18 protein-coding genes are annotated in these 21,553 nt (G+C 73.6%); 14 read left to right on the forward strand and 4 right to left on the reverse strand.

Annotation, left to right across the window (positions count from 1 at the left end; all coding sequences use genetic code 11):
• Window positions 1–3: 3 nt before the first annotated feature.
• Window positions 4–3,108 carry an isoleucine--tRNA ligase gene (ileS, locus tag VG869_05975; protein HEV3450737.1) on the reverse strand — a complete coding sequence of 1,035 codons (3,105 nt, stop codon included), beginning with the start codon at window positions 3,106–3,108 and terminating at the stop codon, window positions 4–6.
• Between the two features lie 53 nt (window positions 3,109–3,161).
• Here ileS and VG869_05980 point away from each other — a divergent pair, with 53 nt between their 5' ends.
• The 6 genes from VG869_05980 to VG869_06005 all read left to right on the forward strand — a co-directional run bounded on the left by VG869_05980 (window position 3,162) and on the right by VG869_06005 (window position 8,094).
• Complete coding sequence (locus VG869_05980; protein ID HEV3450738.1) at window positions 3,162–3,515, forward strand: DUF167 domain-containing protein; 354 nt, start codon at window positions 3,162–3,164, stop codon at window positions 3,513–3,515.
• Between the two features lie 100 nt (window positions 3,516–3,615).
• Window positions 3,616–4,416 carry a TraR/DksA C4-type zinc finger protein gene (locus VG869_05985; protein ID HEV3450739.1) on the forward strand — a complete coding sequence of 267 codons (801 nt, stop codon included), beginning with the start codon at window positions 3,616–3,618 and terminating at the stop codon, window positions 4,414–4,416.
• Window positions 4,397–4,906 (forward strand): signal peptidase II, encoded by a 510-nt coding sequence (lspA, locus tag VG869_05990; GenBank protein HEV3450740.1) that lies wholly within the window; start codon window positions 4,397–4,399, stop codon window positions 4,904–4,906. The genes VG869_05985 and lspA overlap by 20 nt, the downstream gene beginning before the upstream one ends.
• Complete coding sequence (locus tag VG869_05995) at window positions 4,867–5,868, forward strand: RluA family pseudouridine synthase (GenBank protein HEV3450741.1); 1,002 nt, start codon at window positions 4,867–4,869, stop codon at window positions 5,866–5,868. Before lspA ends, VG869_05995 begins: the two co-directional genes overlap by 40 nt.
• A gap of 160 nt (window positions 5,869–6,028) precedes the next feature.
• On the forward strand, window positions 6,029–6,703 hold the full coding sequence (locus tag VG869_06000) for a response regulator transcription factor (protein HEV3450742.1): 675 nt from the start codon (window positions 6,029–6,031) through the stop codon (window positions 6,701–6,703).
• On the forward strand, window positions 6,700–8,094 hold the full coding sequence (locus VG869_06005) for a HAMP domain-containing sensor histidine kinase (protein HEV3450743.1): 1,395 nt from the start codon (window positions 6,700–6,702) through the stop codon (window positions 8,092–8,094). Before VG869_06000 ends, VG869_06005 begins: the two co-directional genes overlap by 4 nt.
• A 6-nt stretch (window positions 8,095–8,100) precedes the next feature.
• Here the strand turns inward: VG869_06005 and VG869_06010 are convergent, their stop codons facing one another.
• On the reverse strand, window positions 8,101–8,538 hold the full coding sequence (locus VG869_06010) for an Rrf2 family transcriptional regulator (protein ID HEV3450744.1): 438 nt from the start codon (window positions 8,536–8,538) through the stop codon (window positions 8,101–8,103).
• A 63-nt stretch (window positions 8,539–8,601) separates the two neighbouring features.
• On the opposite strand from VG869_06010, the gene VG869_06015 reads away from it, so the two are divergent.
• Both VG869_06015 and dnaE read left to right on the forward strand, forming a co-directional pair.
• On the forward strand, window positions 8,602–9,690 hold the full coding sequence (locus VG869_06015) for an alkaline phosphatase family protein (protein HEV3450745.1): 1,089 nt from the start codon (window positions 8,602–8,604) through the stop codon (window positions 9,688–9,690).
• Window positions 9,691–9,804: 114 nt separating this feature from the next.
• Window positions 9,805–13,305, forward strand: a complete 3,501-nt coding sequence (dnaE, locus tag VG869_06020) for a DNA polymerase III subunit alpha (GenBank protein ID HEV3450746.1) — start codon at window positions 9,805–9,807, stop codon at window positions 13,303–13,305.
• Window positions 13,306–13,311: 6 nt separating this feature from the next.
• Here the strand turns inward: dnaE and VG869_06025 are convergent, their stop codons facing one another.
• Window positions 13,312–13,512 carry a hypothetical protein gene (locus tag VG869_06025; protein HEV3450747.1) on the reverse strand — a complete coding sequence of 67 codons (201 nt, stop codon included), beginning with the start codon at window positions 13,510–13,512 and terminating at the stop codon, window positions 13,312–13,314.
• Window positions 13,513–13,571: 59 nt separating this feature from the next.
• On the opposite strand from VG869_06025, the gene npdG reads away from it, so the two are divergent.
• From npdG to VG869_06055, 6 genes are all read left to right on the forward strand, one after another.
• Window positions 13,572–14,237 carry an NADPH-dependent F420 reductase gene (gene npdG / locus VG869_06030; protein ID HEV3450748.1) on the forward strand — a complete coding sequence of 222 codons (666 nt, stop codon included), beginning with the start codon at window positions 13,572–13,574 and terminating at the stop codon, window positions 14,235–14,237.
• Complete coding sequence (gene cysS / locus VG869_06035) at window positions 14,234–15,430, forward strand: cysteine--tRNA ligase (protein HEV3450749.1); 1,197 nt, start codon at window positions 14,234–14,236, stop codon at window positions 15,428–15,430. The genes npdG and cysS overlap by 4 nt, the downstream gene beginning before the upstream one ends.
• 25 nt (window positions 15,431–15,455) lie before the next feature.
• Window positions 15,456–17,435, forward strand: coding sequence for a threonine--tRNA ligase (gene thrS, locus VG869_06040; protein HEV3450750.1), 1,980 nt, complete (start codon window positions 15,456–15,458; stop codon window positions 17,433–17,435).
• Entirely contained in the window at window positions 17,432–17,926 is a 495-nt protein-coding gene (locus VG869_06045) for an HIT domain-containing protein (GenBank protein HEV3450751.1), read from the forward strand. Before thrS ends, VG869_06045 begins: the two co-directional genes overlap by 4 nt.
• Window positions 17,927–17,936: 10 nt before the next feature.
• Complete coding sequence (locus tag VG869_06050) at window positions 17,937–18,404, forward strand: hypothetical protein (protein HEV3450752.1); 468 nt, start codon at window positions 17,937–17,939, stop codon at window positions 18,402–18,404.
• Between the two features lie 68 nt (window positions 18,405–18,472).
• The gene (locus VG869_06055; GenBank protein HEV3450753.1) at window positions 18,473–19,351 is read left to right on the forward strand and encodes a tyrosine-type recombinase/integrase; all 879 of its coding nucleotides are present in this window, start codon (window positions 18,473–18,475) and stop codon (window positions 19,349–19,351) included.
• A gap of 78 nt (window positions 19,352–19,429) precedes the next feature.
• Here VG869_06055 and fusA read toward each other — a convergent pair whose 3' ends face one another.
• Window positions 19,430–21,436, reverse strand: a complete 2,007-nt coding sequence (gene fusA / locus VG869_06060; protein HEV3450754.1) for an elongation factor G — start codon at window positions 21,434–21,436, stop codon at window positions 19,430–19,432.
• Window positions 21,437–21,553 lie beyond the last annotated feature (117 nt).

Here is a 21,553-nt window from a genome sequence, read left to right on the forward strand (position 1 = left end):
GGGTCAGACCCGGTCCACGCGCACCCGCACCGGGTCGCCGTCGACCGCGAGCGTCGCCGCGCCGTCGAGCCCGTCGTCGCCGACGTCGGTGACCCGCCAGTCGGTGGCGAGCACCTCCTCCTGGATCCAGTCCGCGTGCCGCCGCGCCGCCGCGGCGACGCGGCCGTCGGCGCCGAGCTCCACGCGCACCCGGTCGGCGAGGTCGAGGCCGAGCGCCTTGCGGTGCTCGTTCAGGGCGCGGACGAGCTCGCGGGCCAGGCCCTCGGAGCGCAGCTCGTCGTCGAGGGCGGTGTCGAGCGCGACCGCCACGCCGCCGTCCTCGGCCAGGGCCAGCGACTCGTGGGTCCGGGCCCGCACGTCGACGTCGTCGGGTCCGAGCTCGACCGCCTGGCCGTCGACCGTGACGACCACCCGCCCGTCGGTCTCGAGCGCCCGACGGAGGGCGGCGCCGTCGGCGGCCGCCAGCACGGCCTGGAGCGGGCGCACGAGCGGCCCGAGGCGAGGCCCGAGCGTCCGGAACCGGGGCGCCACCGAGTAGTCGAGGAGGCCCTCGAGGTCGCGGACGGGCTCGAGGGCCTTCACGTTCAGCTCGTCGGCGACCTGGGCGCGGAGCTCGTCGCCGAGGGTCAGGCCCGCCGGGAACAGGACCAGGGCCCGCCGCAGCGGCTGGCGCACCTTGATCCCAGCCTCGTTGCGGGCCGCGAGCCCGAGGGTCACCAGCCGGCGGGCGAAGGCCATCTCGGCCTCGAGGGCCGGGTCGACGGCGCCGGGATCGGCGGCGGGCCAGTCGGCCAGGTGCACCGACACGCCGCTTTGGGTGACGGTGCGGTGCAGCTCGTCGGCGAGGAAGGGGCAGAACGGGGCCAGCAGCAGGCTGATCGTCGTCAGGCACTCGTGGAGCGTCGCCGGCGCGCCCGGGTCGGCCGACTTCCAGAAGCGCGGCCGGGAGCGGCGCACGTACCAGTTCGAGCAGTCGTCGACCAGCCGGTCGAGGGCCTGCGCGGCGCGCAAGGCGTCGAAGCCCTCGAGCGCGTCGGTGACCTCGCCGACGGTCGCGTGGAGGCGGGACCGGATCCAGCGGTCGAGCACGTGCGGGGACCGAACCGGCGGCCCGGGCTCCCAGCCGTCGAGGTTCGCGTAGGTGACGAAGAACGACGCCGTGTTCCACAGCGTCAGCAGGAACCGGCGGGTCGACTCGTCGATCACCTGCTCGTCGACCCGTCGGCTCGTCCACGGTGAGCCGGCCGAGAAGAAGTACCAGCGGAGCGCGTCGGCGCCCCGGCTCCGCAGGATGGTCCACGGGTCGAGGACGTTCCCGCGCGACTTCGACATCTTCTGGCCGTCGCGGTCGACGATGTGGGCCAGGCACACGACGTGCCGGTACGGCGCCCGGCCGAACACCAGCGTGTTGACGGCCAGGAGCGAGTAGAACCAGCCCCGGGTCTGGTCGATGGCCTCGCAGACGAAGTCGGCGGGGAAGCGACGCTCGAACCGGTCGGCGTGCTCGAACGGGTAGTGCCACTGCGACGCCGGCATCGCGCCCGAGTCGAACCAGGCGTCGAGCACCGCCTCGACGCGGCGGGCCCGAGCGCCGCACGTGGGGCACGTGATCGCGACCTCGTCGACGTCCGGCCGGTGCAGGTCGAGCCCGGCCAGGTCGCGGCCGGCCAGCTCGGCGAGCTCGGCGACCGACCCGACGCAGGTGTCGTGCCCCTCCTCGCAGCGCCAGAAGGGGAGCGGCGTCCCCCAGAAGCGGTCGCGTGACAACGCCCAGTCGACGTTGTGCTCGAGCCAGTCGCCGAAGCGGCCGTGCTTGATGTGCTCGGGGTGCCACCCGACGGTCTCGTTCTCGCGCAGCAGCTCGGCGCGGTGCTCGGACGTGCGGGCGAACCACGTCGGCTTGGCCCAGTAGATGAGGGGCGTCGCGCAGCGCCAGCAGTGCGGGTACGAGTGCTCGTAGTCGACGACCCGCTCCAGCCGGCCGCGCGCCGCCAGGTCGTCGATGATGAGCGGGTCGGCGTCCTTCACGAAGCGCCCCCGGTACGGGGGCACGGAGTGGTCGAAGCGGGCGGCGGCGTCGACGGGGTTCAGCATCGGCAGGCCCTCGGCCTCGCCGACCTCGCGGTCGACCTCGCCGAAGGCCGGCGCCAGGTGCACGACGCCGGAGCCGTCCTCGACGGTCACGAAGTCGGCGGCGACCACGCGCGCCGCGTCAGCGGGGAGGGGCAGGACGTCGAACGGCCGCTCGTAGTGGCGTCCGACCAGCGTGGCGACGGGCACGTCGGCGACCACCTCGGCGTCGTCGCCGAGCACCGGCGCGACCCGTTCCGCCGCCAGCACGAGGTCGCGCCGGCCGTCCTGCGCGCGCACGCGCGCGTACCGCACGTCGGGTCCCACCGCGGCGGCGACGTTCGACACCAGCGTCCACGGCGTGGTCGTCCACACCAGCAGGTCGACGTCGTCGTCGACGAGCGGGAAGCGCACGTACACGGACGGCTCGACCACGTCCTCGTACCCGAGCGCCACCTCGTGGCTCGACAGGGCGGTGCCGCAGCGCGCGCAGTAGGGCACGACCTTGAACCCCTCGTAGACGAGCCCGGCGTCCCAGAGCTGGCGAAGGTGCCACCAGACGCTCTCGATGTACTCGTTCGTCAACGTCCAGTAGGCGTTCGCGGTGTCGAGCCACATCCCGATCCGGGTCGTGAGCGCGGACCAGTCCTCGACGTATCGGTGCACCGACTCGCGGCAGCGCTGGTTGAACGCTGCGACCCCGAACTCCTCGATCTCGGGCTTGCCCGAGAACCCGAGCTCCCGCTCCACCTCGAGCTCGACCGGGAGCCCGTGGCAGTCCCAGCCGCCCTTCCGGGCCACGTAGCGCCCGCGCATGGTGTGGAAGCGGGGATAGAGGTCCTTGAAGGAGCGGGCCCAGACGTGGTGGAGCCCGGGCTGGCCGTTGGCGGTCGGCGGTCCCTCGTAGAACACCCACTCCGGGGCCCCGTCGCGGCGACGAAGGCTCTCGCCGAACACGTCGTCGTCGGCCCACCGCCGCAGCACGCGCTCCTCGAGCGCGACGAGGTCGACCTCGCGAGGAAGTGACTCGAACGGCATCGTCCGGAGCGTATCGTGAGCCGGTTCGCGGGCCGCCCGAGAATGGAGCCGCGGTGAGCGACGTCGACGACCTCTACGCGTTCGACGGCAGCACGGTCGTGCTCGCCGTGCACGTGCAGCCCCGCGCAGGGCGGAGCGCGGTGCTCGGCCGCCACGGCAACGCGCTGCGCCTCCGCGTCGCGGCGCCGCCGGTCGACGACCGGGCCAACGAGGCCGCACGCGCGCTGCTCGCCGAGCAGTTCGGCGTGAAGCCGGCCGACGTGCAGCTGGTCGCGGGCGAGCGGTCGCGCCTGAAGCGCTTCCGCCTCGCCAACGTCGACCACGACGAGTTCGTCGTGCGGCTGCGACGCGCCGTCCGCGAGGCCGACCAGGCCGCCGGGCCGCGCTCGCGCCACCACGTCGACTGACCGTCCGGAGCGGCGGCGCCGGCCGTCGAGGGCGGCGACAGCGTGGCGTGCGGCACGCACTACCATCGCCCGCTCGCACATTCGCCGAAAGAGAGGCTGCATGCCCGGGGCAGGCAAGAAGGCGACACCGCGCCGCGCCGCGACCGGGGGTCCCGCGGGCGGGGGGCGGGCCCGATCCGGCTCGAGCCGGGGCAACCCGGGCAAGCCGGCCGCGGCCAAGAAGCCCCCGGCCCGGAAGGCGGCGCCGAAGCCGCCGGCGGCCAAGACGGCGAAGCGGACGCCGGCGAAGGCCGTCCCGACCAAGAAGCCGGCGGCGAAGAAGGCCCCGGCCCCGCGGCCGGCCGCGAAGCGACTCCCGGCCAAGCCGGCGGCGGCGCCGAAGGCGACGACCAAGGCCGCCGCGCCCGCCCGCGCCCCGACCGCGACCCGTCCGGCCGCGCCCGGGGCGGGGGAGACAAGGTCCCGGGGCGGCAAGAAGACGGTCATCTGCCCGCTCTCGGGCTTCGAGGTGACGCCCGGGCCCGCCAACCTGAGCCCGAAGACGCTCGAGCGGCTCCGCCAGAAGCTGGTCGACGAGAAGAACCGGCTGCACCACCAGGCCGAGGAGCTCACGGCCGAGGCCGAGCAGCTGGCCCGGGAGCGGGAGGCCGGTGACACCCAGTTCGACGAGGAGTCGGGGGAGGGGGACACCGTCAACATCGAGCGGGAGCGCGACCTGCTCCTGTCGGCGACGGCCCGGCAGGTCGTGGAGGAGATCGACGACGCCCTCGAGCGGATGAAGCGCAACCGGTACGGCGTCTGTAAGCCCGCGGGGCGGAAGATCGCGCTCGAGCGGCTCGAGGCGATCCCCTGGGCCCAGGTGTGCGTCGATTGCAAGGCGCGTGCCGAGCGGCGACGCTGATCCCGTCGCGGCGCGCCTCCGCGGGCGCCGCGGGCTGGTGGCCGGAATCGTCATCACGGTGGTGGCGCTCGACCAGGCCACGAAGGCCTGGGCGGCGGCGACGCTGCCGGGGTCGCCGGTGTCGATCGTCGGCTCGACCGTCGAGCTGCGCCTCGCCCGCAACACGGGGAGCGCGTTCAGCCTCTTCCAGACGATGACGCCGCTCCTCGTCATCCTCGTCATCGGCGTCGCCGTCGTCCTGCTCCGGGCCGTTCGCCGCGCCCACGAGCGCACCGTGCTCGTGGCCCTGGCGCTCGTGCTCGGCGGCGCCTTCGGGAACGTGGCCGACCGCCTCTTCCGGTCGCCGGGCTGGCTGCGCGGCGGGGTCGTCGACTTCGTGCGCCTGGACGGGTGGCCGACCTTCAACGTCGCCGACTCGGCGATCACCATCGGCGCCGTCCTCCTGGTGTGGTGGAGCCTCTTCGGCGGGCGGGCGGGCGCGGCGGCGTGAACGCCGAGCCCGACGCCATCACGGTGCCGGCCGAGCTGGCCGGCGACCGGGTCGACCGGGCCGTAGCCCGGCTGACCGGCTGGAGCCGGGCCGAGGTCCAAGCCCTCCTCGCCGACGGCGCCGTCCTCGTGAACGGGCGGGCGCCGGCCAAGAGCCAGCGGGTCGCCGCCGGTGCCGTCGTCGAGCTGCTCGGCGGCCCGGAACCCCCGGGCCCACCGGGTCCGGAGGCGGTCCCGGTCGACGTCCGGGCCGCGGACGAGGACGTCATCGTCGTGCACAAGCCGGCCGGCCTGGTCGTGCACCCGGGCGCCGGGCACGCCCACGGGACCCTCGTCCACGGGCTGCTGGCGCGGTACCCGGAGCTCGCCGCCGTCGGCGACCCGTACCGACCCGGCATCGTCCACCGGCTGGACCGGGACACGAGCGGCCTGCTCGTCGTGGCGCGCTCCCCGTCGGCGTTCGAGGCCCTCGTGGCGGCGCTCGCGGCCCGCCGGGTCGAGCGCCGCTACCTGGCCCTGGTCCGGGGCGTGCCCGACGCCCCCGAGGCGCTGATCGACGCCCCGATCGGCCGGGCCGAGGGCCGGCGGACCCGGATGGCGGTGCGCGCCGAGGGGCGCCCGGCCCGCACCGGCTACGAGCTCCTCGGCACCGACCCCGCCCGGCGGGTCGCCCTCCTCGAGTGCCGGCTCGAGACCGGCCGCACCCACCAGATCCGGGTGCACCTGGCCGCCATCGGCCACCCGGTGGTGGGGGACCGGGCCTACGGGGGCGGGGGGCCGGGCGGGCCCCGGCCCTTCCTGCACGCCCACCGGCTGGCGTTCTCGCATCCCCGTGGCGGGGCGCGGCAGGCCTTCGAGGCGGCCCTGCCCGCAGAGCTGGCGGGGGTGCTGGCCGAGGTGGGGGTGGAGCCGCCCGCCCTGGAGGACCGACCAGCCCGAGCCGGCGGCGTCGAGGCGGGGTGACTGTTCGACGTCGCCGGCGCCGGGCCGTCGGAACGGGCTGGACACCGATCAGCGGGGCGTGCTGACCCTCCACACGGTACGACGGGCCGTCTCAGCGTCGGCTCCGCGCCAGGCCAAGATTCGGTAAAGGTCCAGGCGCCCACGCGCCGACGCGGTGAGGATGCGGGTGCTCCTCATCGAGGACGACCTCACCATTGCCAACCCGCTGGTCCGGGGCCTGGAGCGGGAGGGCTTCGCGGTCGCCCACGCCGAGTGCGGCGGCGACGTGGCCGGCGCCCTCGACGGGGCGCACCCCGACGTGATCCTCCTCGACCTCGGGCTCCCCGACGTCGACGGGTTCGAGCTGTGCCGGACCCTCCGGGCCAGCTCGGGGGTGCCGATCATCGTCGTCACCGCCCGCGGCGAAGAGGTGGACCGGGTCGTCGGCCTCGAGCTCGGCGCCGACGACTACGTCGTGAAACCGTTCGGGTTCCGGGAGCTCGTCGCCCGCATCCGCGCCGTGCTCCGCCGGGCCGCCGGACGCGCCGCCGGCGGGGCGGCGTCGCTCGGGCCGCTCGTCGTCGACCGTCGCACCCGCCGCGCCGCCGTCGACGACCAGCCGCTCACCCTGACGCCGAAGGAGTTCGACCTCTTGGCGCTGCTCGCCGACGACCCGGGGGCGGTGTGCAGCCGCCAGCAGATCCTCGACGAGGTCTGGGACCCCCACTGGTACGGGCCGACGAAGACCCTCGACGTGCACATCGCCAGCCTCCGCCGCAAGCTCGGGCGCCCCGAGCTCATCGAGACCGTCCGGGGGGTCGGCTACCGGCTCTGTGTCCCCGAGGCGGCGGCGTGAAGCGGCGGCTGCTGATCAGCTCCCTGTCCATCACCTGCTTCGTGCTCCTCGCCCTCGCCCTGCCGCTTGGCCTCTCCTACCGGCAGGGCCAACAGCGGCAGCTCACGAGCCGCGTGCGCGACGAGGCGTTCGCGCTGGCGCTGCGGGCCGAGCAGCCGCTCGCGCACGGCGACACCGCCGTGCTGGGCCCGTTCGTCCACCAGCTGGCCGCCCGGACCGGCGACGGGATCGCGGTCGTCGACCTCGGCGGGCGCGTGGTCGACGCCGCCGGGGCTCATCAGCCGGCGACCGCCGCGTCCACCGTCGGCTCCGCCGACCTCGACGCGGCGCGGCGCGGCCACGGCGTCACCGCGCGGCACACGGTTGGCGGCGACGACACGCTGACGGTCACGGTGCCGATCCTCTCGGGAGGCGCGACGATCGGCGCCGCGCGCGTCTCGTCCTCGCTCGCCGAGGTCGACGGGGCGGTGGCGCGGAACTGGCTGCTCCTCGGCGGCCTGGCCGGCGTCATCGCGCTCATCGTGCTGCTCGTGAGCACGCTGCTCGCCCGGTCGTTCACGCGCCCGCTGGCCGAGCTCGACCGCGCCGCCGCCGCCCTCGGCGACGGCGACCTCGACGCACGCGTGCCCGTGCCCGACGACCCGCCGGAGCTGCGGCGGCTGGCGGGGTCGTTCAACGCCACCGCGGCTCGGCTGGCGTCGCTGCTGTCGTCGCAGCGCGCGTTCGTGGCCGACGCCTCCCACCAGCTGCGGACCCCGCTGGCAGCGTTGCGGCTGCGCCTCGAGAACGTCGAGGCGGACGGGCCGGAGCACCGACCCGAGGATCTCGACGGCGCGTTGACCGAGGTCCGTCGGCTCACCGCCCTCGTCGAGAGCCTGCTCGTGCTCACGCGGGCGGAGGACGCGCCGGCGCCGACGGTCGACGTGTGGCTCCAGCCGCTGGTGGAGGCGCGCCTCGAGGCCTGGAGCGCGGTGGCGGCGGAGCGGGGGGTCGAGCTCGACGCCGCCGTCGGCGCCGTGGCCGTGCGCAGCGAGCCGGGGCGGCTCGAGCAGGTGCTCGACAACCTGCTCAGCAACGCCCTCGATGTCGCGCCGGGCGGGTCGGCGGTGCGGGTCTCGGCCCGGACCACGGGCCAGCGGGTCGAGCTCACCGTGCGGGACGCCGGGCCCGGCATGAGCTCGGAGCAGCGGGCCCGGGCCTTCGACCGGTTCTGGCGGTCGCCGAGCGCTCGTCGGCACGACGGCGGCTTCGGGCTGGGCCTGCCGATCGTGCGGCGGCTCGTGGTCGCGGACGGGGGGGAGGTGCGCCTCGCCGACGCGCCCGGGGGCGGGCTCGCGGTCGTGGTGTCGCTCCCGGCGGCGCGCGTCGCGGCGCTGCGGGCCAGCGCCTGACCGATATCAGGCGGTCGCGGCGTCGGACGCGCCGACGACCCGATGACCGACCCGGGTCCGGTGCACGAGGTCGGCCAGGGTGTAGCCCTCGAGGAGTCGACGCATCTCGTCGGACACGCCCACCCACACCTCTTGCAGCACGCAGTGCCCCTCGCAGTGGTCGTGCTCGCCGAGGGGGGTTTCGAGCGGACCCTCGACCGCGCTCACGATCTGGGCCAGCGTGATCTCGTGGGGGGGCCGGGCGAGCACGTAACCCCCGCCGACCCCGCGCTTTGAGCTCACCAAGCCCGCGCCCTTCGCAGCCAGGAGGATCTGCTCGAGGTAGGGCTGGGGCAAGGCGGTGCGCTCGGCGATCTCCTTCACCGACGTCGGCCGGTCGAGCCCGTGCAGGGCCAGCGAGAGCAGGGCCCGCGCCGCGTAGTCGCCCCGGGTCGACATCTTCATGGCCTCACCATGGTCGCGCGTCCCCAGCACAGGGTCGTGCCGGGACCCCATTACCCTGCCCGGGTGGAACCGGCCCGGCCCCGCTACGACGGCGCGGGGGTCGCCGGGGTGGTCCCAGCCCTGCTCGGGGCCCGGCCAGGGGAGTGGCTGCCGGCACCGGTGCGCGCCGCCCGCAGCGTCGTCCTCCTCGTCGTCGACGGCCTCGGCTGGGACGCGGTCAGCGCCCGGCCCGAGCTCGGCGAGCTGCGCGCCCTCGACGGCGGGGCGATCACGACCGTGGCGCCGTCGACGACGGCCAGCGCGCTCACCTCGATCACGACCGGGCTGCCGCCGTCGCAGCACGGCATCGTCGGCTACCGCGTCCTCATCGACCACGCCGTGCTCAACGTGCTGTCGTGGCAGATGTCGAACAACCGCCGCGCCCCCGAGCCGTTCAGCGTGCAGCGTCACCCACCCTTCTTCGGGCGGGCGGTGCCGGTGGTCACGAAGGCCGAGTTCGCGGCCACCGGCTTCACCGAAGCCCACCTGCGCGGCGGGCGGTTCCTCGGCTGGCGGGCGGTGTCGTCGCTCGTCGAGTCGTGCCGCCAGCTCGTCGCCGGCGGGGAGCCGTTCGTCTACGCGTACTACGACGGCGTCGACGCCGTCGCCCACGCCCACGGGCTCTACGACGGCTTCTACGACGCCGAGCTGCGAGCCGTCGACCGGCTCGTCGGGTCGGTGCTCGACGCGCTGCCCGAGGACGCGGCGCTGGCGGTCACCTCCGACCACGGGCAGGTGCACGTCGGGCCCGAGGGCTGGCTCGGCCTCAGCCCCCTCGAGGGTCTCGTCGAGCGCTGCTCGGGCGACGGGCGGTTCCGCTACCTCCACGCTCGGCCCGGGGCGGCAGCGGCCCTGCTCGACGCCGCGAGCAAGTGCTTCGGCGATGACGCCTGGGTCTGGGGCCGGGCCCAGCTCCTCGACGAGGGCTGGCTCGGGCCGGCGCCGTCGGGCGCCACCCGCCGCCGGGTCGGCGACGTGGTCCTGGCGGCGCAGGGCCCGGTCGCGTTCATCGACCCGGCCCTGCCCCGCGAGGCGACGCTGGTGTCGGCCCACGGGTCCGTCACCGAGGCCGAGGTGCTCGTGCCCCTGCTCGCCGGGCGGGGGCGGGCGTGAGAGCCCTTGCGGCGGTCGGGCGCCCGGCGTAGGTTCGGGAGTTACACGCTTGTAGTTCTCCACAGGGCGCCGGGACCCTGTGGATAGAGAGGGACCGGCGGGAGAACGCGGACCGTGACCACGTCCTTCGTCCATCTTCACCTGCACACCGAGTACTCGATGCTCGACGGTGCCGCCCGGGTCTCGGACGTGATCGCCACCGCCGCCGCCGACGGGCAGCCGGCGGTCGGGATCACCGACCACGGCAACATGTACGGGGTCCTCGAGTTCTACCGGGCCGCGCTCGACGCCGGCATCAAGCCGATCATCGGCATGGAGGCGTACTTCGTCACCCACAGCCGCTTCGACCGGCCGCGGCGCGACGACCACGACATCTTCCACCTCACGCTGCTGGCCGAGAGCGACGCCGGCTACAAGAACCTCATCAAGATCTCGTCGTCGGCGTACCTCGACGGCTTCTTCTACAAGCCCCGCGTCGACTTCGAGCTCCTCGAGGAGCACCGCGACGGGCTCATCGTCACCAGCGGGTGCCTCGGCAGCGCGGTGTGCCAGCGCCTGCTCGTCGACGACGCTCCGGGGGCGCGCGAGCTCGCGGGCCGGTTCCAGGACGTGGTCGGACCCGGCCAGTTCTTCATCGAGCTCCAGGACCACGGGCTCGCGGACCAGCACCGGGTGAACCGGAGCCTCCTCGACGTCGCCCGCGACCTCCGCGCGCCGCTCCTCGCCACCAACGACAGCCACTACACGCGCCGCGAGGACGCGGAGGCGCACGACGCGCTCCTCTGCGTGCAGACCGGGTCGACCCAGGACGACCCCCGTCGCCTGAAGTTCGAGGGCCAGGAGTTCTACCTGAAGTCGGCGGCCGAGATGCGGGCGGTCTTCGCCGACCACGAGGACGCCTGCGACAACACGCTGCTGGTCGCCGAGCGCGCGAGCGTCGACATCGAGTTCGACCGGGCGGTGCTGCCCGCCTTCCCGACCCCGGAGGGCCACGACGAGGACTCCTACCTGCGCGAGCTGACCCTGGCCGGCGCGGCCGAGCGCTACGGCGAGCCGCTCCCGCCGACGGTCGGCGAGCGCATCGAGTTCGAGCTGGGCGTCATCAAGACGATGGGCTTCTCGGCCTACTTCCTCGTGGTGTGGGACCTGGTGCGGTACGCGCGGGAGCGCAAGATCCGAGTCGGCCCCGGGCGCGGCAGCGCCGCCGGCTCCTGCGTGGCGTACGCGCTCCGCATCGTCGACAGCGACCCCATCCGCTACGACCTGCTGTTCGAGCGCTTCCTGAACCCCGGCCGGGCCGAGATGCCCGACATCGACATGGACTTCGACTCCCGCTTCCGGGGCGAGATGATCCGCTACGCCGCGTCGCGGTACGGGGAGGACCACGTCGCCCAGATCGTCACGTTCTCGACCATCAAGGCCCGGGCCGCGGTGCGGGACGCGTCGCGGGTGCTCGGCTACCCGTACGGCATGGGGGACCGCATCGCCAAGCTCATGCCCCCGCTCATCATGGGTCGGGACACGCCGCTGCGCGCCTGCCTCGAGGTCGTGCCCGGCCACGACGACGGGTACAAGATGGCGACCGAGCTGCGGGAGCTCTACGCCGACGACCCCGACGCCCGGCGCGTCATCGACGTCGCCCGCGGCCTCGAGGGGCTGCGTCGCCAGGACGGGATCCACGCCGCCGCGGTCGTGATCACCCGGGAGCCGCTCACCGAGTACCTGCCCGTGCAGCGGAAGCCCGAGCCGGGCCGGGAGCTGGCGGAGGGCCCGATCGTCACCCAGTACGAGATGCACGGCGTCGAGCGCCTGGGCCTGCTGAAGATGGACTTCCTCGGCCTGCGCAACCTCGACGTGCTCGAGGTCACGCTGGACCTCGTCGAGGCCGCCACCGGTCGGCGTCCGGACATCGACGCGGTGCCCCTCGACGACGCGAAGACCTTCGAGCTCCTCCGCCGGGGGGACACCGTCGGCGTGTTCCAGCTGGAGGGCAGCCCGGTCCGGGCGCTGCTCCAGCGACTGGCGCCGACCAGCTTCGAGGACATCGCCGCGCTCGTGGCGCTGTACCGGCCCGGGCCGATGGCCCAGAACTGGCACACCGAGTACGCCGACCGCAAGAACGGGCGCCGCCCGGTCGCGTACCCGCACCCCGACCTCGAGGAGACCCTGGCGCCGACGTACGGCCTGATGATCTACCAGGAGCAGCTGATGCGCGTCGCGCAGCGGCTCGCCGGGTACACCCTCGAGGAGGCCGACAACCTTCGGAAGGCGACCGGCAAGAAGATCCGAGCGCTCATCGCCAAGGAGCGCTCGAAGTTCGTCGACGGCTGCGTGGCCCAGGGCCACGACCGGGCCTTCGGCGAGCGCATCTTCGACACCATCGAGCCGTTCGCCGACTACTCGTTCAACAAGTCGCACTCGGTCGGCTACGGCTACCTCGCCTACCAGACCGCGTACCTGAAGGCGAACTACCCGGTCGAGTACCTCGCCGCGCTGCTGACCAGCGTGCGGACGAACAAGGACCAGACCGCGGTCTTCCTCAACGAGTGCCGACAGCTCGGCATCTCGGTGCTCGTACCCGACGTGAACGAGTCGGTCTCCGACTTCTCGGTGCACGTCGGTCCCGAGGAAGCGCAAGCGATCCGGTTCGGGCTCTCCGCGGTCCGCAACGTCGGTGAGGGCGTGGTGGCGATGATCGTCGCCGCCCGGACCGAGGGCGGTCCCTTCCGCGACTTCTACGACTTCTGCTCCCGGGTCGACCCGGCCGCGCTGAACAAGCGGACGATCGAGTCGCTGATCAAGGCGGGGGGCTTCGACTCGCTCGGGCACCCGCGCCAGGGCCTGCTCCACGTCTTCGAGCCCGTCGTCGACCAGGCGGTCACCCGTCGGCGCGAGCGCGACGCCGGCATCATGAGCCTCTTCGGTGACGGAGGCGACGGCGAGGGGGACGGCGGGCTGTCCGAGCGGGTGGCGATCCCGGAGACCGAGTTCGACCGCAAGACCCGGCTCGACTTCGAGAAGGAGATGCTCGGCCTGTACGTCAGCGACCACCCGCTCCTCGGGATCGAGCGTCTCCTCCGTCGCCACGTCGACGCCAGCCTGACCGAGTTCCGCGAGGGTCGCGAGGGGGAGCTCCACACCGTCGGCGGCATCGTCACCGCGCTCACGCGGAAGTACACGAAGCGGGGCGACCTCATGGCGACGTTCGTCCTCGAGGATCTCGCCGCCGCGATGGACGTGATCGTGTTCCCGAAGACGATGACCGACTACGGGCACCTGCTCGAGGACGACGCCATCGTCTGCGTGCGGGGCCGGCTCGACCGGCGCGAGGACCAGCCGAAGATCGTCGCGATGGAGCTGACCCGGCCGGAGATCGCCCTCGACGGGGCGCCGCCGCTGCGGGTCCGGGTCCCGCTGGCGCGGCTCTCCGACGAGCGCGTCGACGACCTGCGGGAGCTCCTGCGCCGCCACCCGGGGGACAGCCCGGTGTTCGTGCACCTCGAGCGCCCCGAGCGCGTCACGGTGCTGCGCCTGGCCGATGACTTCCGCGTCGACGCCACGAACGGCCTCTTCGCAGAGCTGCGGATCCTCCTCGGACCCGACTGCATCTGCTGATCGGGGTCACCGCGGCGGGCCGCGGCGACCGACCCACTTCCCGAGCGAGTACGCCAGGACCGCGACGACCACGTAGCCGGCGATCGCGACGACCGCTCGGGCCGCGCTGATCGCCGAGCCGAGGATGACCCAGGCGAGCAGCGCGATGACGACGATGCCGACCAGGCGCAGCGAGACGGGCGGACGCGGCCGCGGTCGCGGGTCCACGCCGGCGCAGCGTAGGGGCACACCGAGGCGCGCGCGTCGCGCCGTGCCATGCTGGCCGGATGGAGATCGGCGTGCTCGGAGCGACCGGCCCCGCCGGGCGAGGCGTGGCGGCTCGGTTCGCGGACCTCGGCCACGACGTCATCGTCGGGTCGCGCGCCCGGGCGCGGGCCGAGCAGGTCGTCGAGGAGCTGCGCCAGCGGTGGGACGGGCGCGTCGCGTCGCTCCGGCCCGGCACCAACGACGAGGCGGCCGCGGCGCCGGGTCCCGTCGTGGTGGCCACGAACTGGGAGGCGGCGCTCGAGACCACGGAGGCGCACGCGTCGGCGCTCGCCGGCAAGGTCGTCATCGCGATGGCGAACGGGCTGCGTCGCGAGGGCCGAGAGTTCCGGGCTGTGCCCACGAAGGAGGGCTCGATCGCGGCGGCGATGCAGGCCCGCGCCCCGGCGGCGCGGGTCGTGGCCGCCTTGCAGCACGTCCCGGCGCGTGCGTTCGAGGACCTCGATCGGCCGATCGACACCGACGTCGTGGTCTGCGCTGACGACGACGAGGCCCGGCGGACGGTGATCGAGCTGCTCGACGGCATCCCGGGGCTGCGAGCCTTCGACGGCGGCTCACTCGCCAACGCCGCCGGTGTCGAGGCGTTCGCGGCGTCGCTGCTCACCGTGAACCTCCGTCACCGGGGCACCTTCACGCTGCGCCTGGGCGAGGAGGGGAGCGGGCGGTGACGGTTCGCCTGTTCGACACCGCGCAGCGGCGGGTCGTCGACTTCGCGCCCGGTCGGGTGGTGCGGATGTACGTGTGCGGGATCACGCCGTACGACTCGACGCACCTCGGCCACGCGGCGACGTACCTGGCCTACGACCTCCTCGCCCGGCGGCTCGAGGAGCTGGGCCACGAGGTGCGGATGGTGCGGAACGTGACCGACGTCGACGATTCGATCCTCCCGAAGGCCCGGGAGCTCGGCGTCCCGTACCTGGACCTGGCCGAGGCCGAGCTGGACCGCTTCCGTTCCGACATGGACGCCCTCGGCATGAGGCCGCCGGTGGCCGAGCCCCGGGCGACGGAGTGGATCCCCGGGATGATCACGATGATCGCCGACCTCCTCGACGCCGGGCACGCCTACTGCACCCACGGCACGACGTACTTCGACGTGTCCACCTTCCCGCGCTTCGGTGCGCTGTCCCAGTACTCGCGCGAGCACATGGTGCGGCTCGCCCGGGCGAGGGGCGGGCGCCCCGAGGACCCGCACCGGCGCGACGCGCTCGACTTCGTGCTCTGGCAGCCCTCGCTGTCCGACGAGCCGGCGTGGCGGGCGCCGTTCGGCGTCGGACGACCGGGCTGGCACATCGAGTGCTCGGTCATGGCGATGGAGACCGTCGGCACCCCCTTGGACCTGCACGGCGGGGGCACGGACCTGATCTTCCCGCACCACGAGTGTGAGATCGCCCAGAGCGAGAGCGTGGCGGACGGGCCGTTCTCTCGTCACTGGATGCACTCGGCGATGGTCAGCTACGAGGGCGAGAAGATGAGCAAGTCGCTCGGCAACCTCGTGTTCGTGAGCGACCTGCTGAAGACCGCCGACGCCCGCGCCATCCGGTTGGCGCTGATGCGACACCACTACCGGGCCGGCTTCGAGTGGTACGACACCGACCTCGACGATGGCGTCGCCCTGCTCCACCGGCTGCTCGTGGCGGCGGGCCGAGACGCCGGACCGGACCCGGAGCCGTTCGCGCGTCGGGTCCGAGCCGCGCTCGACGAGGACCTCGACGCTCCCCGCGCCGTGGAGGCGCTCGACGATCTGGCCAGCGCGGTCCTCTCCGAGGGCGACGACCCGCGCGCGCCGGCGGTGCTGCGCGAGCTCGGGGCGCTCGTCGGCGTCAGCCTCGACCGACCGGTCGAGAACTTGCCCGGCCGCTGAGATGCCGTCGGGTACCGTCGCCGGGATGGCCGGCGACGTCACGATCGTGCTGCCCGACGGGTCGAGCCGCGCCTATCCGAAGGGCACGACGCCCGCCGACGTCGCGGCGTCGATCGGCAAGCGGCTCGCCCGCGACGCGCTGGCGGGGATCGTCGACGGGGAGTGGGTGGACCTGGACCGCCCGCTCGACCACGACGCCCGGCTCACGATCATCACGCCCGACAGCCCGGCGGGCCGGGAGGTGCTCCGCCACTCGACGGCTCACGTGCTGGCGCAGGCAGTGACCGACCTGTTCCCCGGGGCGAAGTACGCGATCGGGCCCGCGGTCGCGGACGGCTTCTACTACGACTTCCAGCTCCCGGACGACGGCCGGTTCACGGACCAGGACCTCGAGCGGATCGAGGCCCGCATGCGCGAGATCGTCGCCGAGGACCAGCCCTTCGTGCGGGACGAGGTGGCGCGCGACGACGGGTTGGCGCTGTTCGCGGACCAGCCGTTCAAGCGGGACATCATCGAGCGGGTCGAGGACTCCGAGGTCGGGGGCGGCACGGTGATCTCGCTGTACCGGAACCCGCGGCCCGGGGGGGACGCGTTCGTGGACCTCTGCCGCGGGCCGCACGTCCCGAGCACCGGTCGCCTCGGCGCCTTCCACCTCATGCGGGTCGCCGGCGCCTACTGGCGGGGCGACGAGCGGGGACCGGTCCTGCAGCGGATCTACGGCACGGCCTGGGAGAGCCCGGCCGCGCTGGCCGAGCACCTCCACCGGCTCGAGGAGGCCGAGCGGCGCGACCACCGTCGGCTCGGGCTCGAGCTCGACCTCTTCTCGTTCCCCGAGGAGATCGGGTCCGGTCTCGCGGTCTTCCACCCGAAGGGCGCGCTCGTCCGCACGATCATGGAGGACTACTCGCGGCGCCGCCACGAAGCCGCCGGGTACTCGTTCGTCCACTCGCCGCACATCTCGAAGGCGGAGCTGTTCGAGACGTCCGGTCACGTCCAGTGGTTCGGCGAGAGCATGTTCCCGCCCATGCACCTCGACGAGGGGCCGGGGGAGGGCACGGCCTACTACGTCAAGCCGATGAACTGCCCGTTCCACATCCTCATCTACCGGAGTCGCAGCCGCTCGTACCGCGAGCTGCCGATGCGCCTCTTCGAGTTCGGCACCGTCTACCGGTACGAGCGGTCGGGCGTCGTGCACGGTCTCACGCGCGTTCGGGGCATGACCCAGGACGACGCCCACATCTTCACCACCCGGGAGCAGCTGGCGGACGAGCTCCGCTCGCTGCTGGTGTTCGTCCTGGAGGTGCTCCGCGACTTCGGCCTCGACGACTTCTACCTCGAGCTCTCCACGAAGCCGGGCGAGAAGGCGGTCGGCAGCGACCGCGACTGGGACGAGGCGACGGCGGCGCTACGGGCGGCGGCCGAGGCCATGGACCTCGACCTCACCCTCGACGAGGGCGGCGGGGCGTTCTACGGCCCGAAGATCTCCGTGCAGGCCCAGGACGCCATCGGGCGGACGTGGCAGCTCTCGACGATCCAGCTCGACTTCCAGCTGCCGGCCCTCTTCGACCTCCACTACGTCGGATCCGACAACGAGCGGCACCGGCCGGTGATGATCCACCGGGCCCTCTTCGGGGCGATCGAGCGCTTCTTCGCCATCCTCCTCGAGCACTACGCCGGGAACTTCCCGGTCTGGCTGGCACCGGTGCAGGTGACGGTCGCCCCGGTGGCGGACCGTCACCACGCCTACGCGTACCGGCTCGCGGACCGGCTGCGGGCCGAGGGGTACCGGATCGAGCTCGTCGACGCCCACGACGACACCCTGAACGCCCGGGTCCGGCGGGCGAAGCTCGAGAAGGTGCCGTACGTGCTGGTCGTGGGCGACGAGGACGCTGAGGCGGGCACGGTCGGCGTCAACGCCCGCGGCGCCGACGGTCCACCCGAGCGGCTCGTGCCCGTGGAGGCCTTCGTGCAGCGCCTGGCCGCCGAGGTCGCGGAGCGGCGATGAGCCTGGACCGCCTGTGGGCGGGGTGGCGGGCGTCGTACATCGAGGACTTCGCAACCGTCGACCACGGCGACCAGGCCTGCCTGTTCTGCGCGCTGGAGGCGTCCGGGGACGACGGTCAGATCCTGGCCCGCGACCCGCTCGCCTTCGCCGTCCTCAACCTGTACCCCTACACGTCGGGGCATCTCATGGTGGCGCCCGTCCGCCACGTGGGCGAGCTCGAGGCGCTCACGACGGAGGAGGCGAGCGCGGTGATGGCGATGGCCCAGCACGCCACCGCGGCGGTGAAGGCGGCCTACCGACCGGACGGCGTGAACCTCGGCATGAACCTGGGCCGGGCCGCGGGTGCGGGCGTCCCCGGCCACCTGCACGTCCACGTGTTGCCCCGCTGGGTCGGCGACACGAACTTCATGACCAGCGTCGCCGAGGCCCGGGTGCTGCCCGAGCCGCTGAGCCGGAGCCTCGAGCGGCTGCGGGCGGCCTGGCCGACCTAGCGTCGGGGGAGTGGGGCACCAGGACCGGGACGAGCTGCCCGCCGACCTCGACGTGACGGCGTACGTCGGCCCGTACCTCTTCCCCAGCCCCCGCCGCCGCCTGGTCGCGGCGGCGTGGCAGATCCCCGTCGGCCTGGCCGGCCTCGCCGGCTACGTCGTGAGCGGCAACGACGGGCTGCTCGCGGGGGCGCTCGCGCTCTTCGCCGTGGCCGCCTACCACGCCCTCACGGCCTGGCCCCTCGTCGTGGACCAGACCGAGGCCCTCCTCGTCGCCACCCGCGCCGTGGGCTTCCCCGTCGGGCACGCCTCGGCCCAGCTGACCTGGCGGGGCCTGCGCTCCCGCCCGACCTGGCGCATCCTCCTCTACAGCGCCGATTCGCCCCCGTCGAGCCGCGGCCTCGTCGAGCTCGACGCCGTCGATGCCCACGTGCTCGGCGAGTACACCGAGGCCAACCCAGAGGACTGGTCCGGTTACTGAGGTCGCGTTTCCCCAGGTCCGAGGCAGGATCCACCGGTAGCCCCGGGCTTACGGCGTACAATCCATCCGTGGGCGGTGACGACGAGGCGCTCCTGGCCTCGTGGGACCTGGCGCTCCACGACAAGGCCAGCAGCACCCGGCGCCTGTATCGCGAGGTCCTGACCGGCTTCGCCCGGTGGCTCCCGGACGGTGCGAGCCTGGTCGGCGCCGAGCGCCGGGACTGCCAGCGGTACTTCGCAGCCCTGGGTGAGGAGGGCCGGGCCCAGGCGACCATCCGATCCCGCTGGATCGCCCTGCGGAGCTTCTACGGGTGGGCGGCCGACGAGGGCGAGGTCGCCGAGAACCCGATGGGCGACATCACGGTGAAGCGGGCGGAGCCGCCACCGGTCGCGATCCCCGACGACCATGACGTGGCGCTGCTCCTCCAGGCGTGCGGCGGCCGAGACTTCGCGGCGCGGCGCGACCTGGCGCTGATCCGCACCGCGGCGGCGACGGGCGGACGCCTCGGCGAGCTCTGCGGCGTCGGGGTCGCTGACGTCGATCTCAAGAGCCGGATCCTGTCCCTCCGGCGCGGGAAGGCCCGGAAGGGTCGAGGCGCGGGCATAGACCCCGAGACGGCCCGCGCCATCGACCGCTACCTGAGAGTGCGGGCCGACCACCGGCTCGCCGACCTGCCGGCCCTGTTCATCACGCGCTTCGGGCCGCTCACCCGCAAGGGCGCGCACGCGATGCTGCGGCGCCGCTGCGCCGAGGCCGACATCCCGGCGCTGCACTTCAACCAGCTGCGCGATCGATTCGCGTACGAGTACCTCCGACGGGGCGGGACCGAGCGCAATCTGGCCGCGCTCGGCGGATGGACCGACGCGTCGATCACGCGCCGCTACGGCAGCGCGCTCGCGAGCGACCGGGCGCTGAGCGAGTACGACACCCTCGGCGGCGTGCTCTGACCCTCGGCGAGGCGCCGCGGGGCGGGGCCGCGGCGGGACACGCGGGCCACCCCGGCCGGCGCGCGGCGCCGAGGCTCGCTACGACGCCACGGCGACCTTGGCGGCCAGCTGCGACGGCACGGGGTCGTAGTGGGAGTGGCGCATCGTGAAGCGGCCGCGTCCGGCCGTGACCGACCGCAGGTCGATCGCGTAGCGCAGCACCTCCGAGGTCGGGACGAGGGCGACGATCTCCACCTCTCCGTTCCCGATGCTGCCGGACCCCTGGATGCGCCCGCGCTTCGAGTTGAGGTCGCCCATGATGTCGCCCTGGGCGTCCTCGGGGGCCGTCACGACCAGCTCGCTGATCGGCTCCAGGAGGATCGGGCTGGCCTTGGCCATCGCCTCCTTGAAGCCGAGGGAGCCGGCCATCTTGAAGCTCATCTCGGACGAGTCGACCGAGTGGTACTTGCCGTCGAAGCAGGTGACGCCGACGTCGACGACCGGGTAGCCGTAGACGCCCCCGGAGTGCATCGTCTCGACGACGCCCTTCTCGACCGCGGGGATGAACTGTCGGGGGATGGCACCGCCGACGATGGCGTCGGTGAACTCGAACCCGGAGCCTCGCTCCCGGGGCTCGACCCGCAGGAACGCCACCCCGAACTGGCCGTGGCCGCCGGTCTGCTTCTTGTACTTCCCCTCGGCCTCGGCGGTGCCCGTGATCGTCTCCCGGTAGGCGACCTTCACGTCGTCGGTCTCGACCGCCACCCCGAACTTGCGTTGGAGGCGCTCGAGGGCGATGCCGAGGTGGGTCTCGCCCATGCCCCACAGGAGCGTCTGGTGGGTCTCGCCGTTGCGCTCCACCCGGATGGCCGGGTCCTCGTCCTGGAGGCGCCGGAGCGCGTTGGCGAGCTTGTCCTCGTCGCCCTTCGACTTGGCCCGGATCGCCACGGGCAGCACCGGCTGCGGACGCTCGAGCCGCTCGACGTCCAGCTCGGCGCCGCGGGCGCCGAGCACGTCGCCCGTGGCCGTGTCGCTGAGCTTGGCGACGGCGGCGAGGTCCCCGGCGACCGCGGCCTTCAACGGCTCCTGGTCCTTGCCCCGCAGCGTGACGAGCTGGTGGAGGCGCTCCTCGGCGACCGAGCGGTCGTTGACCAGCGTGGCGTCCGATTCGATCGTCCCCTGCAGGACCCGGAACAGGTTCACGCGGCCGACGTACGGGTCGACCACGGTCTTGAACACGAAGGCGGCGGGTGGCCCCTCGCCGACGGCCGGCGCCGGTCCCTCCTCCACGATGAAGTGCGCGAGCCGGTCGATGCCGATGAGCTTCGTGGCGCTCCCACACAGCACCGGGAACACGGTGGCTTCGGCGATGCCTTTGGCCAGGGCCGCCTCGAGCTCGGTGACCTGGATCGTTTCGTCGCCGAGGTACCGCTCCATGAGGTCGTCGTCGGCGACCACGATGCCCTCGACGAGCGCGTCGTGGACGGAGTGCTCCTCGGTGGCCATGTCGTCGGGGACGGGTCCGGCCGTGCCGCGACCGGTGGCGCCGTTGTAGCGGACCGCCTCGTCGGTCAGCAGGTCGACGACGCCCGAGAACGCCGCCTCCTCGCCGAGCGGGAGCTCGAGGGGCGCGACCCCGGCTCCGAAGCGCGCCTTCAGCTCGTCGAGGGTGCGGCTGAACGAGGCGCGCTCCCGGTCGAGCTTGTTCACGAAGATGGCCCGGGGCATCCCGCGGGCTGCGGCCAGCCGCCAGGCCGCGTCGGTCTGGACCTCGACGCCCTCGACCGCCGAGACGACGAACACCGCCAGGTCGGCGACCCGGAGGGCGGCGGCGACGTCGCTGACGAAGTCGGCGTACCCGGGCGCGTCGAGGACGTTGACCTTGTGGTCCTCCCACTCGAAGGGAGCCACGGCGAGGGAGACCGAGATCGTCCGCTTGTGCTCCTCGGGGTCGAAGTCGGTGACCGTGGTCCCGTCCTCGACCCGCCCCATCCGGTTGATGGCGCCGGCCAGGAAGAGGAGCGCCTCGGTCACCGTCGTCTTGCCCGCCCCGCCGTGGCCGACCAGGGCCACGTTGCGGATCATGGACGACGGAACCGGCCTCATCCCTGCCACCCCCTTCAGCTCGTGCCGTCGGGCGGATCGTATCGGCGGCCCACGCTCGGACGCGCCGGGGAAGGGCGCTGCTGGTACCCTCCGAGGAGTTCGCGCGGGTCGCGCGCC

It is taken from the genome of Acidimicrobiia bacterium (assembly GCA_035948415.1).
In the GTDB taxonomy this organism is placed as follows: domain Bacteria; phylum Actinomycetota; class Acidimicrobiia; order IMCC26256; family PALSA-555; genus PALSA-555.